The sequence below is a fragment of the Pseudomonas spelaei genome (assembly GCF_009724245.1).
In the GTDB taxonomy this organism is placed as follows: Bacteria; Pseudomonadota; Gammaproteobacteria; order Pseudomonadales; family Pseudomonadaceae; genus Aquipseudomonas; species Aquipseudomonas spelaei.
The window spans coordinates 66,026-84,698 of sequence record NZ_WNNK01000001.1 but is presented as its reverse complement, the minus strand read 5'-3'; the positions used below and the strand labels follow the sequence as shown (position 1 = coordinate 84,698).

The window sequence follows — 18,673 nt, the reverse complement described above, 5'->3', positions numbered from 1 at the left end:
GGCTTCATGTTTAGTGGGGCCGGCCTAGACCTCGGAGTCCCAGACCACGGTCACCACGCCCGAATAGGTACTGCCCGGCCGGTTGAGCATCTCGCGCATGTCATCACTGAGCACTTCAAAGTGCAGGGTGCCGGGGCGGTCATTGACATAGAACAGCGGCTGGAACAACTCGGTACCCGAACCATCCAGCCGCAGGGGGCGCTTGCGCACCGCCTGGTCGCCCTGCCCGTCAATGCCGCCTGGCAACGTCACGGCCACCTGCACCGGTACCTCATCACCTGTGCCGTTGCGCAAGCCACAGGTGTTGCCCATGACAATCGAGCACTCCAACTGCATCTTGAACCGCGAACTGGCGGCGATACGAAAGGTCTGGTCGCGGTACAGCCGGGTCGGCGTACGCCCCCGATCGAGCCAGGCTTGCCAGCCGCCGTCGGGCAGCAACTCGATACGATTGCCGCCGGGCGGAATATCGACCTTGAGGGCGTGCTCCACGCTCAGGACAAAGTTGAGGGCTACCGTGTCGATACTGGGGATCAGCGCATCCCCCATATCAAAGTCCATCCCCCGGCCAATGGAGTAAGACAGCGAGCCACGGTACTCACCGGCGCGCATACTCAACGGGTTGGGGGTACGCAGTTCATACACATAGTCAATGCCACTCCAACGGAAGTAAGGGATCGTCACCGACGGCGTTCTTGCACAAGCCCCGCCACCCTCGGGCATCAACCAGAAAAACTGGGCATAAGAGGCACCCGCCGCCAGAAAGTTGGTACTCATGCAGGGGGCCGGTGCCGATTGCCACATCGATTGCCAGGAAGCCCCAGGCCGGGCCCAGGCACTCACCCCGGGTGGACGAGAAAGGTTCCAACTGCCACCGATACCGGCAATGCGTATCTGGACGACTTCCGTCTCACCTATGCTGTGGCGCACCTCCACATCCCGCCAATCTGAAGGCAGGGTGAGCATGAACCCCTGCCGCGGGTTTTCATGATTAGCTTCAATCGCCTGTTCCGTAACGAACGAAAGCTCTGGAAGCCTCAGGCTGAAAATACCCAGCGCCTTGCAACGTGCTGGCATGAAGGAGGCGCAGACACCCGCTTGGGGCGTTTTATTCTCAAAGCGGTTGACCATCGGGTTAGACGGGTCCGGGACAAACGTCGCCCGGATCTCCTGAACCGCAGCCTGCGCCGACAAACTGAACAACAGCGCCACGCCCATCGTCCCTATCTGTGTGATCACTGTATTGACGCGTTTCATCGTGAAGGGTCTCGTCATTGCACTTAACCGGCGCTCTGAGGGCTGGAAGTGTTTTCAGCCAGGGTGCCCGCTGTGCAACACAGGTCACCAATCATCAGCACATCGTTTTCATTGGCCGCCGTGGTTTGAGCGAACGGCAGGCCTTTGCAAGAGGCCCCTGCTCACGGTGCCAAAAAATCAAACACAAGGTGCACCGTGCCGTAATACTCGCCGCCGTTATAACCACCCGGGGGCTCGATCGCCGAGATGTCCAGCTCGGCCCGGGTGCCGACGCGCGCCACCTCGGCGTTGACCACCTCTGTCGCGTCCAGGGTCAAGGGGATACGGTTGAACAGCACCTGCAAATCGATGCGGCCCTGCCCGTTGTTGGACAGGTACGGCGTATCCCCCAACCGGGCAGCGACACCGCCATGGAGGTTCTTCACATCGAAGTTCTTGCGCAAATGGCTGAGCTGGGACGTCACCAGGTTCCAGGCCAGCCGCTGATCCTGGCCCATCCAGTCCGGCTCGGACGGCAGCACATAGGCCTCATGGACCGGAATAGTCACCGACACATCAAAGGAATAGCGTTCCTGGATCGCTCCGGCCTGGGTGCCCGACAGCATCAAGGCCGCCAGCACACCGAGTCTTGTCAGTTGCTTGAACATCATGATCACCCGTTATTGTTCCCGACCTTCATCGGCTTTTTGACCTGCCCTTCGACCAGCACGAAGCTGTAACGCCGGTCCGGTTTTTTCTCGAACGTCAACTGGCGTCCCGGAAGGATGTGGTGCTTGGTGGTCGGCACGCAGTCGGCTGCGCTAGTCGCCGAACAGTCGTAAAACTCGTCGAGTACCACCACACTGTTGCCGGCGTTACGCAGTTGGTACTCGCCGCTCGTTTCATTGATCTGGGTATCGAAACGGGTGTGTTTGGGGCGCACGAAAAACACCGTGCCGTAGCCCGCCATCACGTTGATCCCGGCAGCCAGATGGTCTTTGTATTCGGCCCGCTCTTCGTCGGTGATGCCAAAGTTGTCGTCTTTCTCCGGCACCACCGGGATAAAGCGCAGGCGGAAATACCGCTCTGTGTCCCGCGCGCCCATGTACAACAGCCGGGTGCCCTGACGCCCGTTCGCCGGCACAATCATTCGAGCGGGACTGGCCATCAGCCCGTCGCGGCTGGTGGTGTTGCCCTTGCCATCGGTCATCGAGGCGACAGGCACTTCCCGGGTGGTGCCGTCTGCGTTGTAGATAATCTCCAGCACATTGACCTTGATGAACGCGGTGCTGGTGCCGCCATTGAACACGCGCTTGAGGTAAGAACTGCGATCACCTTCCAGGTAGTCGTACACCACCCCGACATTGATCAGCGGCCCGGCGTGGGCCGTCAGCGACAGCAGGCACAACCCGATCCATAACACTGCATGCTTCATGTTTACTACGCCTCATTGATTGAACGCGGCGCGCCTGGGCGAAAGTACCCGGCCGCCGATGTTGTGGGGCCGGTCTAGACCTGTGAGTCCCAGACCACGGTCACCACGCCCGAATAGGTACTGCCTGGCCGGCTGAGCATCTCGCGCATGTCATCACTGAGCACTTCAAAGTGCAGGGTGCCGGGACGGTCATTCACGTAAAACAGCGGCTGGAACAACTCGGTACCCGTGCCATCCAACCGCAGGGGGCGCTTGCGCACCGCCTGGTCGTCCTGACCGTCGATGCCAACAGGCAGCGTCACGGCGACCTGCACCGGCACCTCATCACCGTTGCCGTTGCGCAAGCCACAGGTGTTGTTCATGACAATCGAACACTCCAACTGCATCTTGAAACGTGAACTGGCGGCGATACGGAACGTCTGGTCGCGGTACAGCCGGGTCGGCGTACGCCCGCGATCGAGCCAGGCTTGCCAGCCGCCGTCGGGGATCAATTCGATGCGATTACCGCCGGGAGGAATATCGACCTTGAGGGCGTGTTCCACACTCAGGGTGAAGTTGAAGGTGATAGCGTTTTTCGAGGGTATGAACACGTCGCCAAAGTCGTAGTCACCGCCTGGTCCCATGCTGTAGGTGATGCTTCCCACGTACTGCCCGCTGGACATGCCCAGAGGGTTGGGAGTCCTGAGTTCATAGGCGTACTCCATGGTATTGACGTACATGGCATTTATCGTTTGCGAAGGTTGCCGACTGCAGGCTCCAGCCCCCTCAGGGGTAAGCCAGAAATACGAGGCAGACGCGACACCGGCAGGCAAGTGACCGGTACTTTGGCAAGGGCTCGGCGCGGTTTGCCAGCGACTCTGCCAGGACGTTCCCGGTTGCGCCCATCCCCCTACACCCGGTGGTCGGGACATTCGCCAGAACCCCCCGATACCGGCAATGCGCAACTGCACCGTCTCGGTTTCCCCAGTAGACGAATGGGTCACTTGCAGGTCTCGCCAATCGGACGGCACCTTGACCATAAAGCCCTGCCGCTCATCCTCGTGGTTGGCCAGAATGGGCGCGTTGGCAGTGGTGACAATGTCATTGTCCCTGAGGCTGAAGATCCCGAGCGCCTTGCAGCGCGCCGGAATATGCGCGGCACAAATTGAGCTGATGGGCGTGGTGTTCTCGAACTTGTTTTCCATCGGGTTGCCGGGATTCGGCCTGAACAGCGCGGTGATATCGTTGGCGCTGGCCACGGACGAAGCCCCCAACAACACTGCCGCGCCCATTTGCGTTATCACGCTACTGATGCGTTTCATCGTGAATTGTCTCGTCATGACACTCAACCGGCGGTCTGCGCGTTAAGTGTGTTTTCAGCCAGGGTGTCCGGCGTGCAGCGCAGATCACCGATCATCAGCACGTCGTTTTCATTCGCGGCCGTGGCCGGGTCCAGGCGGAACTGGCAGAGCAACTGGTTCTGGTAGCGCACTTCCAGGGTCGGAGAACTGGCGCTCATTTCCATGGAGAAGAACCCATCCACTTCGCTCACCCCACGGCTGGCGTGATTGATCACGTGGTGCCCCTTGAGCGGCTGCCCCTGGGCATCGAGCAGGCGCCCGAGCACGCTGACGGTTTTCATCACGGTGATTTTCCGGTAGTCCACCCCGCCCTTGTTCAGGTGATAGGTGGTGCGCGCCGGCTGGATGTTGGCGGCCGGTGGGTGGTTGCCTTCAAAGTCGAAGTTGACGGTGCTGCTCTTGTAGGCCGACACCGGCACAAAATTGCGCCCCGGCCGCAGCAGCGCACCGCCGCCGTTGAAGTCATCGGCCCGCAGGGCAATGCTGTCCAGATCGGATTCGACGTCGATGATCATGCCCGCGCCGTTGCTCTGGTACTGGCTGGTCAGCAGCATCTTGTCGGCACCGGCAACGAAGGTGCTGTGCAGGTTCAAACCACCGGTGAAGTTGTTGTTGAACGAACTGCGCTGGACAAAACCGTCACCGCTGACAACGTCGGTGTCGAAACTGGCCATGCTCGATAAACCGATGCCGTAGGTGTCGGTGATCGCCGTGGCCGAGACGCTTTGCAACAAGTGGTCGGTGAGGTCCTGACGGTAGGTGACGGAGGCGTTGTTGTCGCGGCCACCCTCACGGGCAGTACGGGTGCCGATGCTGCCGGAAATCTGCCGGCCATCACTGCCCAGGGCCAGGCTCAAGCTGATGTCGACGCCACGGTTGCGCTGATCATCGGTACCGGCGTTACCGGGACGATCGAACACCGAGAAGCGCCAATTGGCATCGCTGCCCATCACGGTGTCGCGGCGGCTCCAGCCCAGGTCCAGCCCGGCGCCTTCGGCGTTGCCTTCACTGTGGGAGAGTCGCAGGTTCCACGAGTTTTTCGCATCGACCCGATGGTTGACGGAGACCGCCGAGTTGCTGGTTTGGCCCACGAAGGTATTGCGCCGCAGGCGTGTTCCGTCGGGCAGGGTTTCATAGGTGTCGCGGGTGTCGAGCCAACTGCGGTTATGGCTAAAGACCAGGTTGGTGGCGCCGAAGGTATAGAGCCCTTGCAGGTCCATGCCAGTGCCGTGTTCATTGGTCTGATAGACGTTGGTGTAAAGGCTGGTGTTGTTGGCAACGGTCCAGTCTACCGAGCCGCCATATTGCAGTTGCTCGCGCACTTCGCGCGCCGACAGGCCGAGAATCACCCGTGGGTGCACCAGGTAGTTGACGGAGGCGCCGGCGGTCATTGCACCAGTGGCCTGTTCGTCCCAGTTGCTGAACAACTTGGTTTCACGCCCGGCGAATACGTTATAGCGCCAGCGGTCATCGACGTTGCGCCAGTTGCTGGGTTTGTAGACCAGTTCCTGGGTGGTGCTGACGGTCAAGCCGTCTTCCACCAGGCGTACTTCCACTTCGTAGATGCCGCCAGGCAGGGGGCGCGTATCCAGCGTCTGCAAACCGGCCGACACCGCCTGGGTATTGATCAGCAGGCCATTGCGGTAAATCTCCACGGCGGCCTGGCGATTGGCGGTGACGTAGATCGGGTAAACACTGGCCTTGGCATTGTTGATAGACAGGCTGTCAGAGCTGCCATACATAGCACCCAGGGCCGTATCGGGGCTGGCGCCAAAGCTGCGTAACTGACGCATCAGGCCATCGGAATTAGGGGTGAAATGACCCAGGCGCAGAAACTGGCCTTCCAGTTCACGCTGGGTATACAGCTCATGGATCGCGTGACGCAGTTGTTCTTCATCACCACTCTGGCGAGCCAGTTGCAGGTTGAACACTTGGGTCCAGTTGCCCAGGCTGGCGCTGGCCTGCAAACCGTAACGTCCGCCCAGGTCTTCGTCCTGGCCGCCGTTGAGGTTGAGCTGGTTGTTGATGATCAAGCCACGGCTGCCGCCTTCGGGCTGTGGGTGGTAGCGCGGGGCATCACTGGTGTGTTCGGCGTTTTGGGTAATGATCGACAGCTGGGAGTTTTCAAGGTTGTAGTGCATGGATACCAATTGCTGTGGGCAGGACTGGGTACACGGGCCCAGGGCTATGCCCTGTTCCAGCGCCGACTGCCAGGTATCGCGCGTCGCAGCAGGAACCTTGCTCTCGCCTGAATCGGTAAATTCCAGCAGGGTCACACGCTCATCCTGCGACAAGACAATCAGCGCCTCACCCAACAGTTGCTGATCCAGTTCAACCCGTACCGCCAGCGGCACGTCGAAAAAATGGTCACTGAACCCGGCAGGCAAACCCTGGGCCTGGGTCAGCAGGCTGGTCGACGTCACGGCACCGGGCGTCGGCGCGGCCAAGGCGCTCGTACAGACCAATAGCGCAAGCGCAATCGCGATGGGCATCATCGGGAACATGAAAGGAATACTCTGAGGGCCAGGAGACAAGATGAAAAGCAGGCCAGCCACTGGGGAAAATCAGCCGGCCTGAACGCAAATGCCCGGACGCAAATGCCCCACGGGCACTCACACCATCAACGTGGTGTTGGCAGCACCGCGTCAAACACCAGCGCCACAGCTGAGGTGTACGCGCCACGCTGGGTGGCCGTAGGCTTGGCAGCCGTGATGCGCAATTCCGCCCCGACACCTGGGGTGGAATCAGCTTCGTTCACCACTTCGGTTGGCGCACCGGTCAGGGTGACGCCATGCAGGGTGGTGGTCAGTGGGATGTTTTGAGCCACGTTACCGTTGAACAACACCGCCGGACCACCTTCGATGTAAGCGTGAACCGAGCCGTTGGTGTTCTTCAGGTCGTAGATGGCGCTCAACGGTGCCAGCTCGCCACTCACCAGGTTGTAGCTCATGGCCTCATCCCGACCGAAGTTGGGATCGCGTGGCTGGGCGTGGAATACCGTGGTTGGGATACTCGCTGTGATGTTGACGGTGTGGTTGGCCTCACCCGCTGCAAACGCTACAGAGGAACTCAGGGCCATAACAGCCAGGGGAGCAGCAATTGCAAACTTCTTGAACATGGTCATTTCCTGTTTTTTTGGAGAGCGGAATAACTCATTGAGCGTTGGTTTTTAAATACAGGGTTAAAACCAACACACAATGAGGGCCGTTGCGCCGAAACTAATCGAGTGCAACGCCACAGCAATAATCCGCTAATTGAAAAAACAGATATGCCAGTTTGTTCTCACATTTATGTAGCCCATAAATGCTGGCCTTGAGAGAAAATTATGGCCTTTTGCCAAAACTTTAAAACTGTCCGTAAGATATGGACTACACAAATAAAAATCCAACCAGTTAGTTGAACATTCCGTAAGAACAGTACCACGCACCTAATAAAAAACATGAAGAATAGTATTTATTATTAATTCGAGCTTTCACTCTAACAATAGTTCTTAATTTCGATGGCGGTGATTAACTTCAAGTAATCGGTACGGCGTTTTATCGGTCCGCCTGCGCGCATGACCGCTGGTCGCCTTGTCTTGTCACAGCATTAAGATATATCTTAAGTTATGTCTAAACCAAGCACAGAGAGCACGACAATGAGAGACCATCATTCCCACCGAGAACACGGTGACGGCCGCGACGGCTTCGAAAAACGCCCTGGCCGCGAACGCGGCGGCCGTGGCCCACGGGTGTTTGCCCCCGGTGATTTAAAACTGCTGTTACTGGCACTGATCGCCGAGCAACCGTGCCACGGCTACGACCTGATCCGCCAGATCGAAGGCCTGTTCGACGGCGCCTACAGCCCCAGCCCCGGGGTGATCTACCCCACCCTGACCTTTCTTGAAGAAAGCGAATTGATCACCGGCGACGCCGAAGGTGGAAAAAAACGCTACACAATCACCGACGCCGGTCGTCTCTTCTTAAACGAACAAGCCATTGCCCTGGACGGCGTGCGCATGCGCATCGACGTCAGCAAGCGTTCGCTGCGCGGCCATGACCGCCCTCCGGAAATCCACGAGGCGGTGCACAACCTGCGCCATGCCCTGCAACTGCACCACGGGCGCTGGAGCCCGGAAGAAATCCGGCGAGTCAGCGAGCTGCTCAATAACACCGCCAAAGCCATTGTCGACGGCCCTGCCGTGCAATCTTCATCGGAGCAAGCCCAATGAGTGAATCCAATAAGTTGGAAATCCACCGCGTCATGCATGAAATCAAGCGCCGTCGCCTGGACGTGCTGCGTGTAGTCGACATCACGCCACGCATGCGCCGCATCACCCTGGGCGGCGAGCAACTGGCCGGGTTTATCAGCCTGGGCAGCGATGACCACATCAAACTGCTGTTCCCGCAGAACGCCGCCGAACACGCCGCGCTGGAAAGCCCGACGTTCAACATCAGGGGCGATGGCCCGCAACCGGCGATGCGCGATTACACGCCACGCCGGTTTGACCTCGATATCGGCGAACTGGACATCGACTTCGTGCTCCACGGCGACGGCCCAGCCTCGACATGGGCCGAACAGGCCGCTGTCGGCCAACACCTGTACATCGGCGGGCCTCGTGGCTCGATGATCGTGCCGGATATCTTCGACAGTTATCTGCTGATCGGCGATGAAACCGCCTTGCCCGCCATCGCGCGGCGCCTGGAAGAGTTGCCGGCCGGACGCAAAGTGCTCGCGGTGATTGAAGTGGCGGATGCGGCAGAAAAACAGACGCTGGAGAGTACGGCGCAGGTTGAGGTGATCTGGGTACTGCGGGGTGTGGATGACTTGCTCACCACCGTTCAGAAACTAAACGTACCGGGTGGTTCGCTGTATGCCTGGGTCGCCACCGAGACCAAGCTGTCACGCCAGGTTCGGCGGGTATTGTTGGATACGCACAGGCTGAATGAAGAGTTCGTCAAGGCGGTTGGCTACTGGCGTGCGGACGGCAGCGACGAGGAGTAAAAGTGTGGGAGCGGGCTTGCTCGCGAAGGCAGTGTGTCAGTTGATACATGTGCAAGCTGATCCACCGCCTTCGCGAGCAAGCCCGCTCCCACATTAACCCTGCGGTGATCTGGCGATTCTGTCCAACCCGGTTATCGCCAAGGCAATCACCACAAACCCCACCAATATCCCCCCGGCATTCACGAACACCTGTGCATAACCCAGGTTATCCACATTGATGAACGGGTACTGATACTGCCCCAGCAAATGCCCGCGCAGCAGCACATAGGCGAAGTACACCAGCGGATAAATCACCCACAGGCCAACGTGTTTGAGGCGCAGGGTGCCTTTGGGTACGCAGAACCACCAATAGCCGAGAAACAGCAGCGGCATCACGTCGTGCAGTAACTCGTCAGCCACAAACTGAAAGCCTTCGGGATGCCACAAATGCCGCAGCAATAGGCTGTAGGCCAGGCCCACGACCAGCATACTCACGGCAATCCCACTGCTGACCGCCGGCTGCAGGAAAAACTGTCGCCCGGCGCAAGGACGATTCACCAGTGCGTAGCTCAGCACCACGACCGCCAGGGTATTGGTGAGCACCGTGAAGAAACTGAAAAAACTCACCAGGCCGCCCAGCAAACTGGCATCTGCGCTCCAGCGCGACTGGAAAATCAGGTACTGCTGAATCACCAGCCCTGCCCAACCGGCCAGCGCGGCTACCGCAACATACGCCCTCATGCCATCAGTCCTGGGGACGTTTGGTGCGCATCAGCTTGACGTACAACCCTTCGACTTTTTCCCGCGCCCATGGCGTCTTGCGCAAGAATGACAGGCTCGACTTGATGCTCGGGTCGCTGGAAAAACAGCGAATGTTGATGCGCTCGGCCAGCCCTTCCCATTGGTAGTGAGCCACCAGTGCGGTGAGCACTTGTTCCAGGGTGACGCCGTGCAAAGGGTCGTTTTTCTGTGCGGTCATGCCAAGCCTTTATGCCAAAAATGAAGAATAAGCCGCGCACCTTAGCCGAGGGACCCAGCGGGTGGAAGCAATGCCTTCACTATAGCCCTGTAGCCGCTGCCGAGGTACGAGGCTGCGAGGCTGCGAGGGGCTGCGTAGCAGAACCTCGGCATCGGCTACAGGATTTTGGGAAAAGTTCCTCTTCCAAGACAAAAAAGAGATGTTATATTGTAACAACAGTTATCACAGGTATCGTTCCGTTACCGTTTTCAGCCTTCTCTTTTTGACTCAGGGCGCCCCTGCGTGCGCCACCCAAGGAATGACCGATGTCCCTCTGCCCTTCTCGTCCACTGCTATGGCGCCTCACCCCGTTGGCCGCCGCCCTGCTGATCAGCGCCCAGGCTCACGCGCTGGAATTGCAACCTCAAGTGATCACCGGCAATCCGCTGGGCAGCCAGCAGCTCGCCTCGCCGACCACCGTGCTGGAAGGCGATGACCTGACCCTGCAACAAAAAGGCAGCCTCGGCGAAACCCTGAACAAGCAGCCGGGTGTGTCGTCGTCCTACTTCGGCCCGGGCGCCAGCCGCCCGATCATCCGTGGCCAGGACGGCGACCGCATTCGCATCCTGCGCAATGGCGTGGGGGCGCTGGATGCCTCGTCGCTGTCTTATGACCATGCCGTACCGCTGGACCCGGTCAATGTTGACCGCATCGAAATCGTCCGTGGTCCGGCCGCCCTGCTTTACGGCGGCAGTGCCATCGGTGGGGTGGTCAATACCTTCGATAACCGTATCCCCACCGAGGCTATCGAAGGCATCCATGGCGCCGGTGAACTGCGTTACGGTGGCGCCGCAACCACCCGCAGCAGCGCCGGCAAACTGGAAGCCGGCAACGGCACGTTTGCGTTGCACCTGGACGCCAATGCCCGGGAATTCAACGACCTGAAAATCCCTGGCTTCGCCCGCAGTCGTCACGCCCCTGAAAGCGAAAATGGCGACGGCAAGCGCGGTCGCCTGGGAAACAGCGATGGCCGACAGGACGGTGGCGCAGTCGGCGGTTCCTACACCTGGGATGACGGTTACGCCGGTCTGTCCTACAGCAACTACGACAGCAACTACGGCTCACCCGCTGAGCAGGACGTGCGGATTCGCATGAAGCAGGATCACTACGCCTTCGCGTCCGAGATCCGTAACCTGCAAGGCCCCTTCACCTCGGTGAAACTCGACGCTGGCTACACCGACTACGAGCACCGGGAAATCGAAGGTGGCGAGACCGGTACCACGTTCAAGAACAAGGGCTATGAAGCCCGTATTGAAGCGCGGCATCAGCCACTGGGGCCGTTCGACGGCGTAGTGGGCGCCCAAGTGACCCGCAATGAGTTTTCCGCGCTGGGTGAAGAAGCCTTCGTACCGAAGACCGACACCAATGCCGGCGCGCTGTTTATCCTCGAAGAAATGCAAGCCACCGAACGCCTGAAACTGAGCCTGGGCGGGCGCCTGGAACACACCACCGTCGACCCGGACGCCAAGGGCAACGCGCGCTTCGCCAATGCCGACAAGTCCAACACCTTCACCGCCGGCAGCCTGTCGTCCGGAGCGGTTTATACCCTGACGCCGATCTGGTCCCTGGCCGCGACCCTGGGCTACACCGAACGCGCCCCGACCTTCTACGAGCTGTACGCCAACGGCGCTCACGTCGCCACCGGCACCTATGAAGTGGGCGACGCCAATCTGTCGAAGGAAAAAGCAGTGTCCAGCGACCTGGCCCTGCGCTTCGACAACGGCACCCACAAGGGCAGCTTCGGCGTGTTCTACAGCCGTTTCTCCAACTATATCGGCCTGCTGGGTAGCGGTAGGACCTTGAATGACGAGGGCGAAGAGGACGCGGGTGGCCACCCTGAATACAAATACTCCGGCGTGCGTGCCCGGTTCGCCGGCTTTGAAGCCCAGGATCACTGGAAGCTGGGCGAAGGCGCCTACGGTAAGTTCGCCCTGGAACTGTCAGGCGACTACACCCGCGCCACCAACCTGGACACCGGCGAAGCCTTGCCGCGCATCGCTCCGCTGCGCTTGAACAGTGGCCTGTTGTGGGAACTGGACCGCTGGCAGGCGCGTATCGACATCGAACACGCGGCAGGCCAAGGCCGCGTGCCCGATAACGAAAGCGGCACCAACGGCTACACCACCCTGGGCGCCAGTGCCGGCTACCGTTTCAACGTCGGTGGCAGCCAGTGGCTGGCTTTCGTCAACGGTGAGAACCTGACCAACCAGACCGTGCGGTATGCCAGCTCGATCCTGCGGGATATCGCACCGGCGCCGGGGCGCAGTGTGGAGTTCGGGTTGCGTACTACCTTCTGACCTTCGCTGCCGAGGCACGAGGCTGCGATGCGTGTCCGCAGGACCGCCCTCAAAGCCTCGTGCCTCGGCAGCAGCTACAGCGCTATCGCGAGCCCCCTCGCACTATTACCAAATACGAAACGATCCATCTTGCGAATGCCCCTTTCTCTCCCCGACAAGTGGCTTTATCCTTGTCAGTAATAACCTGAAACGTTTCACCCCCAACTCGTCTCCGACCAGCATGCTCAAGCCTTGGCCTCTACTTTTCGCTCCTTAGACAGCGCTGTCTTTACAACAGTAGTGGCCCATAGCCAATGAGCGGCCTACCCATCGACGGTGGCGCCGAGAAAAAACAACACTTTTGCAGCTGAACCAAGCCCGCGCCAGATCGTCATCTACAGTGAACAAGCGCGGGACTACATTAAACGTCACGGAGAACAACACTATGAGCACTGATGGTGCTTCAAGCCCAAGCCGCCTGCTGCCCAGGCTGCTGGGGATCTTGCTGCTGATTATGGGCCTGGCCTTGCTGGCCGGGGGGATCAAGCTGAGCATGCTCGGCGGGTCGCTGTACTACCTGCTGGCCGGTATCGGCATCACCTTGACCGGTGTCCTGCTGCTGGCCACGCGCCGTGCGGCGCTGGGCCTGTATGCAGTGGTGCTGTTTGCCAGCACCGTCTGGGCCTTGTGGGAAGTCGGCCTGGACTGGTGGCAGTTGGTGCCACGCCTGGCCCTGTTGTTCGCCCTCGGCATCGTCATGCTGCTCCCATGGTTCCGCCGTCCGTTACTGCGTGGCCAATCCGCGCCGCTGGGCACTGGCGCGCTGAGCGTGGCCGTGGTTCTGGCCGGTGCCGCCGCCGTGGCCAGCCAGTTCACCACTCCGGGTGAAATCAAAGGCCAGCTCGACCGCGACGCGGTCCCGGGCATGACCAACGCCGCTCCGGCCCAGCCCGATGGCGACTGGAACTCCTACGGTCGCTCGGCTTTCGGTGACCGTTATTCGCCCCTGGCGCAGATCACCCCGGAAAACGCCCACACGCTGGTACCGGCGTGGACCTATCGCACCGGCGACTTGCCTGGCCCTGGCGACCCTGGTGAAACCACCGCGGAAAACACCCCGCTGAAAGTCAACGGCATGCTCTACGTGTGTACGCCTCACAGCCAGGTGATTGCCCTTGACCCGGACACCGGCAAGGAAATCTGGCGTTTCGATCCGAAGCTCTCGACGCAAAAAGCCGCGAACTTCAAGGGTTGGGCGCACATGACCTGCCGTGGCGTGTCGTATCACGATGACGCCGCCTACGCCGCCACCGAGCAAAGCCCGGCCACCGACGCCGCTGCACCGGCCGCCAACGCCTGCCCACGCCGGATCTTCCTGCCAACCGCCGACACCCGTCTGATCGCCCTGAACGCCGACACTGGCAAGATGTGCGAAGACTTCGGTGACAAAGGCCAGGTCGACCTGGGCGCCAACATCGGCACCTTCGCGCCAGGTGGCTACTACTCCACCTCGCCACCCGCCGTCACCAAGAACCTGGTGGTCATCGGCGGTCACGTGACCGACAACGTCTCCACCGACGAACCCAGCGGCGTGATCCGTGCGTTCGACGTACACACCGGCAAACTGGTGTGGAACTGGGACAGCGGCAACCCTGAAGACACCACGCCAATCGCGGCGGGCAAGACCTACACCCGCAACTCGCCCAACATGTGGTCGATGTTCGCCGTCGACGAAAAACTCGGCATGCTCTACCTGCCGATGGGCAACCAGACCCCTGACCAGTTCGGTGGCCTGCGTACCCCCGAGTCGGAAAAATACAGCGCCGGCCTGACCGCGCTGGACATCAACACCGGCCACGTGCGCTGGTACTACCAGTTCACGCACCATGACCTGTGGGACATGGACGTGGGCGGCCAGCCTTCGCTGGTCGACATCAAGACGGCTGAAGGCGTGAAGCAAGCGGTCATGGCATCGACCAAGCAAGGCAGCATCTACGTGCTGGATCGCGCTACCGGCCAACCGGTTGTACCGATCAATGAAATCCCTGTGCCGCAAGGCGCGGTAGCCGGCGACCACACTTCGCCTACCCAGCCCAAGTCCGACCTCAACCTGATGCCACCGCCCCTCAAGGAACGTGACATGTGGGGCGTGACCCCGTTCGACCAGATGCTCTGCCGGATCGACTTCAAGTCCCTGCGCTACGACGGCCCGTTTACCCCGCCATCGCTGCAAGGCTCGATCGTTTATCCAGGCAACTTTGGTGTGTTCGACTGGGGCGGCATTTCGGTGGATCCGGTACGCCAGATCGCCTTCGTCAACCCAAGCTACATGGCGTTCAAGTCCAAGCTGATCCCGGCGGAAAAAATTGCCGAGCAAGGCCCGCGCGTCAGCGAAACCGAAGGTGTGCAGCCAAACAAAGGCACCCCGTACGGCGTAATCCTTGAAGCGATGCTCTCGCCACTGGGCCTGCCGTGCCAGGCACCGGCCTGGGGTTATGTGGCAGCGGTCGACCTGACCAACCACAAGACCATCTGGATGCACAAAAACGGTACCGTGCGTGACAGCTCGCCGGTTCCAATCCCTCTGACCATGGGCGTGCCAAGCCTGGGCGGGACCTTCACCACCGCCGGTGGTGTGTCCTTCCTCAGCGGTACCCTCGACCAGTACCTGCGCGCCTATGACGTGAAAAACGGCAAGCAGTTGTGGGAAGGTCGCCTGCCAGCAGGCGCTCAAACCACACCGATGACCTACACCGGCAAGGACGGCAAGCAATACGTGCTGGTCATGGCCGGCGGTCACGGTTCCCTGGGCACCAAACAGGGTGACTACGTGATGGCGTTCAAACTGCCGGATTAACTCATCGCCAGCAGTCAGAAGAAGCGGCTACCGGACGGTAGCCGCTTTTTTTTGCCCATTGCCCTGTCCCCCATACCGGGGTCATTGCCGAAAAAAAGCCGAGCCCGTCCCGAATAAAGTGAATCCAGACTGCTCTACTGCTGCCCTTCGTATCGAACAGCAAAGGATCGCCACATGCACACTCTGGATCGTGCCCCCCGCAAAAACACTCCTGCTCCCGCCATCGACAGCAGAATCCTGACCCTGGAAAAACTCAGTCGACACAGCCTGCAGCAACTCATCGACGGTGAGGTGCTGGCCATTCGCATTCCGAACTACTGTGACGAAACGATCGCCTCGGCCTTGAATCAACACATCGACTCCAGCACCCAGCTACGCCCCTATACCCACGAAGTGTATGAAGAGGGGCAAGTCGTGCAGCACTTCTACGGCGTCCATCGCTGGGGGACTCCGTTCAACAGCACGTACGGCAAGGCATCAGAGGACGGCGCCCGGCAGAAATACTACGGTGACGCCCTGCATATGCAGCGCTTGATGGAAGGCCTTTGCGCACCTCGGCGCACGCCCATTCAGACACTGATCGGCGAATTCAACGCCCATTGGCCGGCGGGTGCGGCGATTGCGGCCTTTGAAGGCCAACCGATGTACGCGGGGATTATTCGCGCCATGTTTCCAGAAACGGCACACCTTTCAGAAACCACGCCCCATGTCGATTGCTTGCCTCAAGGCATCGTCCCACTGGAGCAACAGTTCAGCGCCAATATTTATCTGCAAACCCCGCCCTCGGGTGGAGAACTGCGCATCTGGGACACCGAACCCTTTTCCTTCGCTGAAATCGAACAGTTTGAAGGCGAAAATCTTCCGCAGGAACGGTTGCTCGAACCCTTGCGTATGGTCCCGCAGAAAAATGAGCTGATCATCATGAACACCCGTCGTCCTCACGCCATTTGCGGGTTTGAGTCAGGCAAACGCATCAGTATTCAGTCCTTTATTGGCTACGTGACCGGGCAGCCATTTCAGTTCTGGTGCTGAACACTGATCAACGCTTCACACCGGCGCCCGCTCACGGCGCATCCACATCTCGAACGCCATGGCATTCAATGGCCGACTGATCAGGTAGCCCTGGGCGGTGTCGCACTTCCACAGCTTCAGCAGTTTCAGGCTGTGCTCGAACTCCACGCCCTCCGCCACCACCTTGAGCCCCAGGTTGTGGCTCATTTCAATCGTGGAGCGCACGATCACACCATCGCCGCTGGTGCTGTCGAGGTTGCGCACAAAGGACTTGTCGATCTTCAATTCCTGCACCGGCAGGCGCTGAAGTTGCGCGAGGGATGAGTAGCCGGTGCCAAAGTCGTCCACCGACAGGCTGATGCCACAGCCGCGCAGTTGCTCCAGCACACGCAGGGCCTGCTGCGGGTTGTGCATGATTGCGCTCTCGGTGATTTCAAACACCAACTGCTCCGCCGATACGCCGTACTGCGCCAGCAATTCGGTAACACGAATGGCCAGGCTGTCATCGCTCAGGTCATCCACCGAGATGTTCACCGACAGTTGCACCTGCCACCCCCGCACATCCCACTCGGCCAATTGGCGGATGGCTTCCTCGATCACCCATTGGGTCAAGCTGCCAATACTGCCAGTGCGTTCAGCCAAGGGAATGAATTCGGACGGCGAGACCAGGCCCAGCGTCGGGTGTTGCCAACGCAACAATGCCTCGGCCTGACGCACGTGGCCGTGGTGCAGGTCGAGCTTGGGCTGGTAACACAGGAACAATTCGTTCTCCACCGCTGCCCGGCGCAGATCACGGATCAGAGTGATCTGACGCTGATGGGCCAGGTCACGGTCCTGTTGATAAATCTGCAAATAGCCGGGCAGCACCGCAGCATCATGGCGAGCAATGGAGGCGCGGCTGATCAACTCTTCGACCTGCTGCCCATCAGCAGGATAGGCGGCGATACCCATGCTCACTTCATGCCTGAGTTCATCACCGCCAATACGCAGCGGTTCCGTCAGCAGCCCATACAAGCGATCGGCCCGGGCCACGGCGCGGTCGATCTGGGTGTTTTCCAGCAGCAGCAAAAACTCAGTGCCGGTGATCCGCGCCGCGGTGTCGCTGGCCGACAAGCTGCTCAACAAACAACGACTGGCCTCGCGCAGCATCTCTTCCACACCTTGGGGGCCAAAGCCTTCGTTGATCACCCGGTAGTTTTCAATCCCCAGATACAGCAACACCACCGGTCGACCGGCGCTGATCGCACTGCCCAGGCGCTCCATGGCCAGGGCGCGGTTGGGCAGCCCGGTGAGTGGATCGTGCAAGGCGTTATGGGCCAATTGCCGTTCGCGCACTGCAATGCCGCTTTGCATGGCATTAAACGCGTGGGCCAGCAGGCCGAACTCATCCCGACGGCGCACCACTACCGGCGTGCGGTAATCACCGGCACCAATACGCTCGGCGGCCCGCACCAGCGTATTGAGCGGACGCGAGACCCGCCGCGCCATGAACAACACACCCACCGACGACACCACCAATGCCGCCAGAGCGATGCCGAGAAACTGCCCATCAAGGGGCGCGAAGGATTGCAGTGAGCGGTCCAGGGGGCTTTGCAACAACACCAGCACCGGGTTGCGATCACGGTCATCGGTGTTGGCCAGCTGCAGGGCCTGGTTGAGAAAGCGCTGGCCGCCCAGGACGCTCATTTGCGCCGTCGAGTTTTGCGCAGAACGGTGCAACGAGCCCTGCATCGCACCAATGATCGCCTCCCAGTACGCATGGGGCTGGGTGCTGAACAGTTCGCCCGGCTGCTGGTCCTGCTGGCTCATGAACGACACTTCGAGGTTACTCATGGTGCGCAATTCGCTGGCGAAAATATCGTCCATGCGAAACCCCATCACCACCCGGGCGATCGGTTGCGGGTCGAGGACTTCATCCTGCACCAGCAGGAAGGGATGGCCGTCGAGGGTCACAATCAACATCTGCAAACCACTACGCCGAGCCTGGCGCAAGGCATCGGTGTAGGCGAAGGTTCGGTCCTGAGGGACGGCGGACAAGGTGCTGGCAATCACCCGGCCATCAAGGCCCAGGACAAACACCTCACTGGCGCGAATGCCCGTGCCATGCCGACGCAGCGCGGCGAGAATCGGCGCCGCTTGGCCACCCGCGACGGCCCGGCGAAACTGCGAGTCCACCGTCAGCCAGTCCAGGCCATATCGCAGGCGTCGGCCGCGCAAATCCAACAGCCGCTCGAACACCCGGCTGCCGGTTTCCAATTGCACCTGCGCCTGGTTTTCCACGGCATGGTAAGTAGCGGTCTTCATCGCGAAGTACACCGCGCCCACTACCACCAGCAGCAACAGCGCCAGCACACCGGCAATCCGTGCCTGGAAGGTATGGCGCCACTTCATGCCCATCCCCTTTTCAATGAGCCGAAACATCCCTTGGTCATCTGCGTCCCTCGCAACAACTGAACCCGGCGTCAAAAAAATGCCCTTCCAGGAAGGGCACTTGGATTTTCCAGATTAGCCTTGGATGAGCAGAAGCACACGCAATAA

General features: G+C 60.2%; 14 protein-coding genes. 5 read left to right on the top strand and 9 right to left on the bottom strand.

Annotation, left to right across the window (positions count from 1 at the left end):
- Window positions 1–24: 24 nt before the first annotated feature.
- From GNF76_RS00380 to GNF76_RS00355, 6 genes are all read right to left on the bottom strand, one after another.
- Window positions 25–1,257 (bottom strand): hypothetical protein, encoded by a 1,233-nt coding sequence (locus GNF76_RS00380; protein WP_155581217.1) that lies wholly within the window; start codon window positions 1,255–1,257, stop codon window positions 25–27.
- 161 nt (window positions 1,258–1,418) lie between these two features.
- Window positions 1,419–1,904, bottom strand: a complete 486-nt coding sequence (locus GNF76_RS00375) for a CS1 type fimbrial major subunit (RefSeq protein WP_155581216.1) — start codon at window positions 1,902–1,904, stop codon at window positions 1,419–1,421.
- Between the two features lie 5 nt (window positions 1,905–1,909).
- Window positions 1,910–2,671 carry a molecular chaperone gene (locus GNF76_RS00370; RefSeq protein ID WP_155581215.1) on the bottom strand — a complete coding sequence of 254 codons (762 nt, stop codon included), beginning with the start codon at window positions 2,669–2,671 and terminating at the stop codon, window positions 1,910–1,912.
- 74 nt (window positions 2,672–2,745) lie between these two features.
- Window positions 2,746–3,972, bottom strand: a complete 1,227-nt coding sequence (locus GNF76_RS00365; protein WP_155581214.1) for a hypothetical protein — start codon at window positions 3,970–3,972, stop codon at window positions 2,746–2,748.
- A gap of 23 nt (window positions 3,973–3,995) precedes the next feature.
- Window positions 3,996–6,515 carry a CS1-pili formation C-terminal domain-containing protein gene (locus GNF76_RS00360; RefSeq protein WP_155581213.1) on the bottom strand — a complete coding sequence of 840 codons (2,520 nt, stop codon included), beginning with the start codon at window positions 6,513–6,515 and terminating at the stop codon, window positions 3,996–3,998.
- Window positions 6,516–6,631: 116 nt separating this feature from the next.
- The gene (locus GNF76_RS00355) at window positions 6,632–7,129 is read right to left on the bottom strand and encodes a CS1 type fimbrial major subunit (protein WP_155581212.1); all 498 of its coding nucleotides are present in this window, start codon (window positions 7,127–7,129) and stop codon (window positions 6,632–6,634) included.
- A gap of 519 nt (window positions 7,130–7,648) precedes the next feature.
- Here GNF76_RS00355 and GNF76_RS00350 point away from each other — a divergent pair.
- Both GNF76_RS00350 and GNF76_RS00345 read left to right on the top strand, forming a co-directional pair.
- Window positions 7,649–8,221: a PadR family transcriptional regulator gene (locus GNF76_RS00350; RefSeq protein ID WP_155581211.1), complete on the top strand. Its 573-nt coding sequence runs from the start codon at window positions 7,649–7,651 to the stop codon at window positions 8,219–8,221.
- A complete protein-coding gene (locus GNF76_RS00345; protein ID WP_155581210.1) occupies window positions 8,218–8,994 on the top strand; it encodes a siderophore-interacting protein in 777 nt (258 codons plus the stop codon). The genes GNF76_RS00350 and GNF76_RS00345 overlap by 4 nt, the downstream gene beginning before the upstream one ends.
- Before the next feature lie 93 nt (window positions 8,995–9,087).
- Here GNF76_RS00345 and GNF76_RS00340 read toward each other — a convergent pair whose 3' ends face one another.
- Window positions 9,088–9,714 (bottom strand): Pr6Pr family membrane protein, encoded by a 627-nt coding sequence (locus GNF76_RS00340; protein ID WP_155581209.1) that lies wholly within the window; start codon window positions 9,712–9,714, stop codon window positions 9,088–9,090.
- 4 nt (window positions 9,715–9,718) lie between these two features.
- Complete coding sequence (locus GNF76_RS00335) at window positions 9,719–9,952, bottom strand: VF530 family protein (RefSeq protein ID WP_155581208.1); 234 nt, start codon at window positions 9,950–9,952, stop codon at window positions 9,719–9,721.
- A 305-nt stretch (window positions 9,953–10,257) separates the two neighbouring features.
- Between GNF76_RS00335 and GNF76_RS00330 the strand changes: the two genes are divergently transcribed.
- From GNF76_RS00330 to GNF76_RS00320, 3 genes are all read left to right on the top strand, one after another.
- On the top strand, window positions 10,258–12,288 hold the full coding sequence (locus tag GNF76_RS00330) for a TonB-dependent receptor (protein WP_155581207.1): 2,031 nt from the start codon (window positions 10,258–10,260) through the stop codon (window positions 12,286–12,288).
- A gap of 424 nt (window positions 12,289–12,712) precedes the next feature.
- Complete coding sequence (locus tag GNF76_RS00325) at window positions 12,713–15,124, top strand: glucose/quinate/shikimate family membrane-bound PQQ-dependent dehydrogenase (RefSeq protein ID WP_155581206.1); 2,412 nt, start codon at window positions 12,713–12,715, stop codon at window positions 15,122–15,124.
- A 174-nt stretch (window positions 15,125–15,298) separates the two neighbouring features.
- Window positions 15,299–16,156: a 2OG-Fe(II) oxygenase gene (locus tag GNF76_RS00320; RefSeq protein WP_155581205.1), complete on the top strand. Its 858-nt coding sequence runs from the start codon at window positions 15,299–15,301 to the stop codon at window positions 16,154–16,156.
- A 15-nt stretch (window positions 16,157–16,171) separates the two neighbouring features.
- Here the strand turns inward: GNF76_RS00320 and GNF76_RS00315 are convergent, their stop codons facing one another.
- Window positions 16,172–18,526 carry a putative bifunctional diguanylate cyclase/phosphodiesterase gene (locus tag GNF76_RS00315; RefSeq protein WP_155581204.1) on the bottom strand — a complete coding sequence of 785 codons (2,355 nt, stop codon included), beginning with the start codon at window positions 18,524–18,526 and terminating at the stop codon, window positions 16,172–16,174.
- Between the last annotated feature and the right edge of the window lie 147 nt (window positions 18,527–18,673).

Bases quoted from the DNA above. Each gene is read 5' to 3' on its own strand.
- GNF76_RS00350 (WP_155581211.1), top strand. From the start codon at position 7,649: ATGAGAGACCATCATTCCCACCGAGAACACGGTGACGGCCGCGACGGC.
- GNF76_RS00370 (WP_155581215.1), bottom strand. From the start codon at position 2,671: ATGAAGCATGCAGTGTTATGGATCGGGTTGTGCCTGCTGTCGCTGACG.
- GNF76_RS00355 (WP_155581212.1), bottom strand. From the start codon at position 7,129: ATGTTCAAGAAGTTTGCAATTGCTGCTCCCCTGGCTGTTATGGCCCTG.
- GNF76_RS00330 (WP_155581207.1), top strand. From the start codon at position 10,258: ATGTCCCTCTGCCCTTCTCGTCCACTGCTATGGCGCCTCACCCCGTTG.
- GNF76_RS00360 (WP_155581213.1), bottom strand. From the start codon at position 6,515: ATGTTCCCGATGATGCCCATCGCGATTGCGCTTGCGCTATTGGTCTGT.
- GNF76_RS00335 (WP_155581208.1), bottom strand. From the start codon at position 9,952: ATGACCGCACAGAAAAACGACCCTTTGCACGGCGTCACCCTGGAACAA.
- GNF76_RS00375 (WP_155581216.1), bottom strand. From the start codon at position 1,904: ATGTTCAAGCAACTGACAAGACTCGGTGTGCTGGCGGCCTTGATGCTG.
- GNF76_RS00320 (WP_155581205.1), top strand. From the start codon at position 15,299: ATGCACACTCTGGATCGTGCCCCCCGCAAAAACACTCCTGCTCCCGCC.
- GNF76_RS00365 (WP_155581214.1), bottom strand. From the start codon at position 3,972: ATGAAACGCATCAGTAGCGTGATAACGCAAATGGGCGCGGCAGTGTTG.
- GNF76_RS00325 (WP_155581206.1), top strand. From the start codon at position 12,713: ATGAGCACTGATGGTGCTTCAAGCCCAAGCCGCCTGCTGCCCAGGCTG.
- GNF76_RS00340 (WP_155581209.1), bottom strand. From the start codon at position 9,714: ATGAGGGCGTATGTTGCGGTAGCCGCGCTGGCCGGTTGGGCAGGGCTG.
- GNF76_RS00380 (WP_155581217.1), bottom strand. From the start codon at position 1,257: ATGAAACGCGTCAATACAGTGATCACACAGATAGGGACGATGGGCGTG.
- GNF76_RS00345 (WP_155581210.1), top strand. From the start codon at position 8,218: ATGAGTGAATCCAATAAGTTGGAAATCCACCGCGTCATGCATGAAATC.
- GNF76_RS00315 (WP_155581204.1), bottom strand. From the start codon at position 18,526: ATGAAGTGGCGCCATACCTTCCAGGCACGGATTGCCGGTGTGCTGGCG.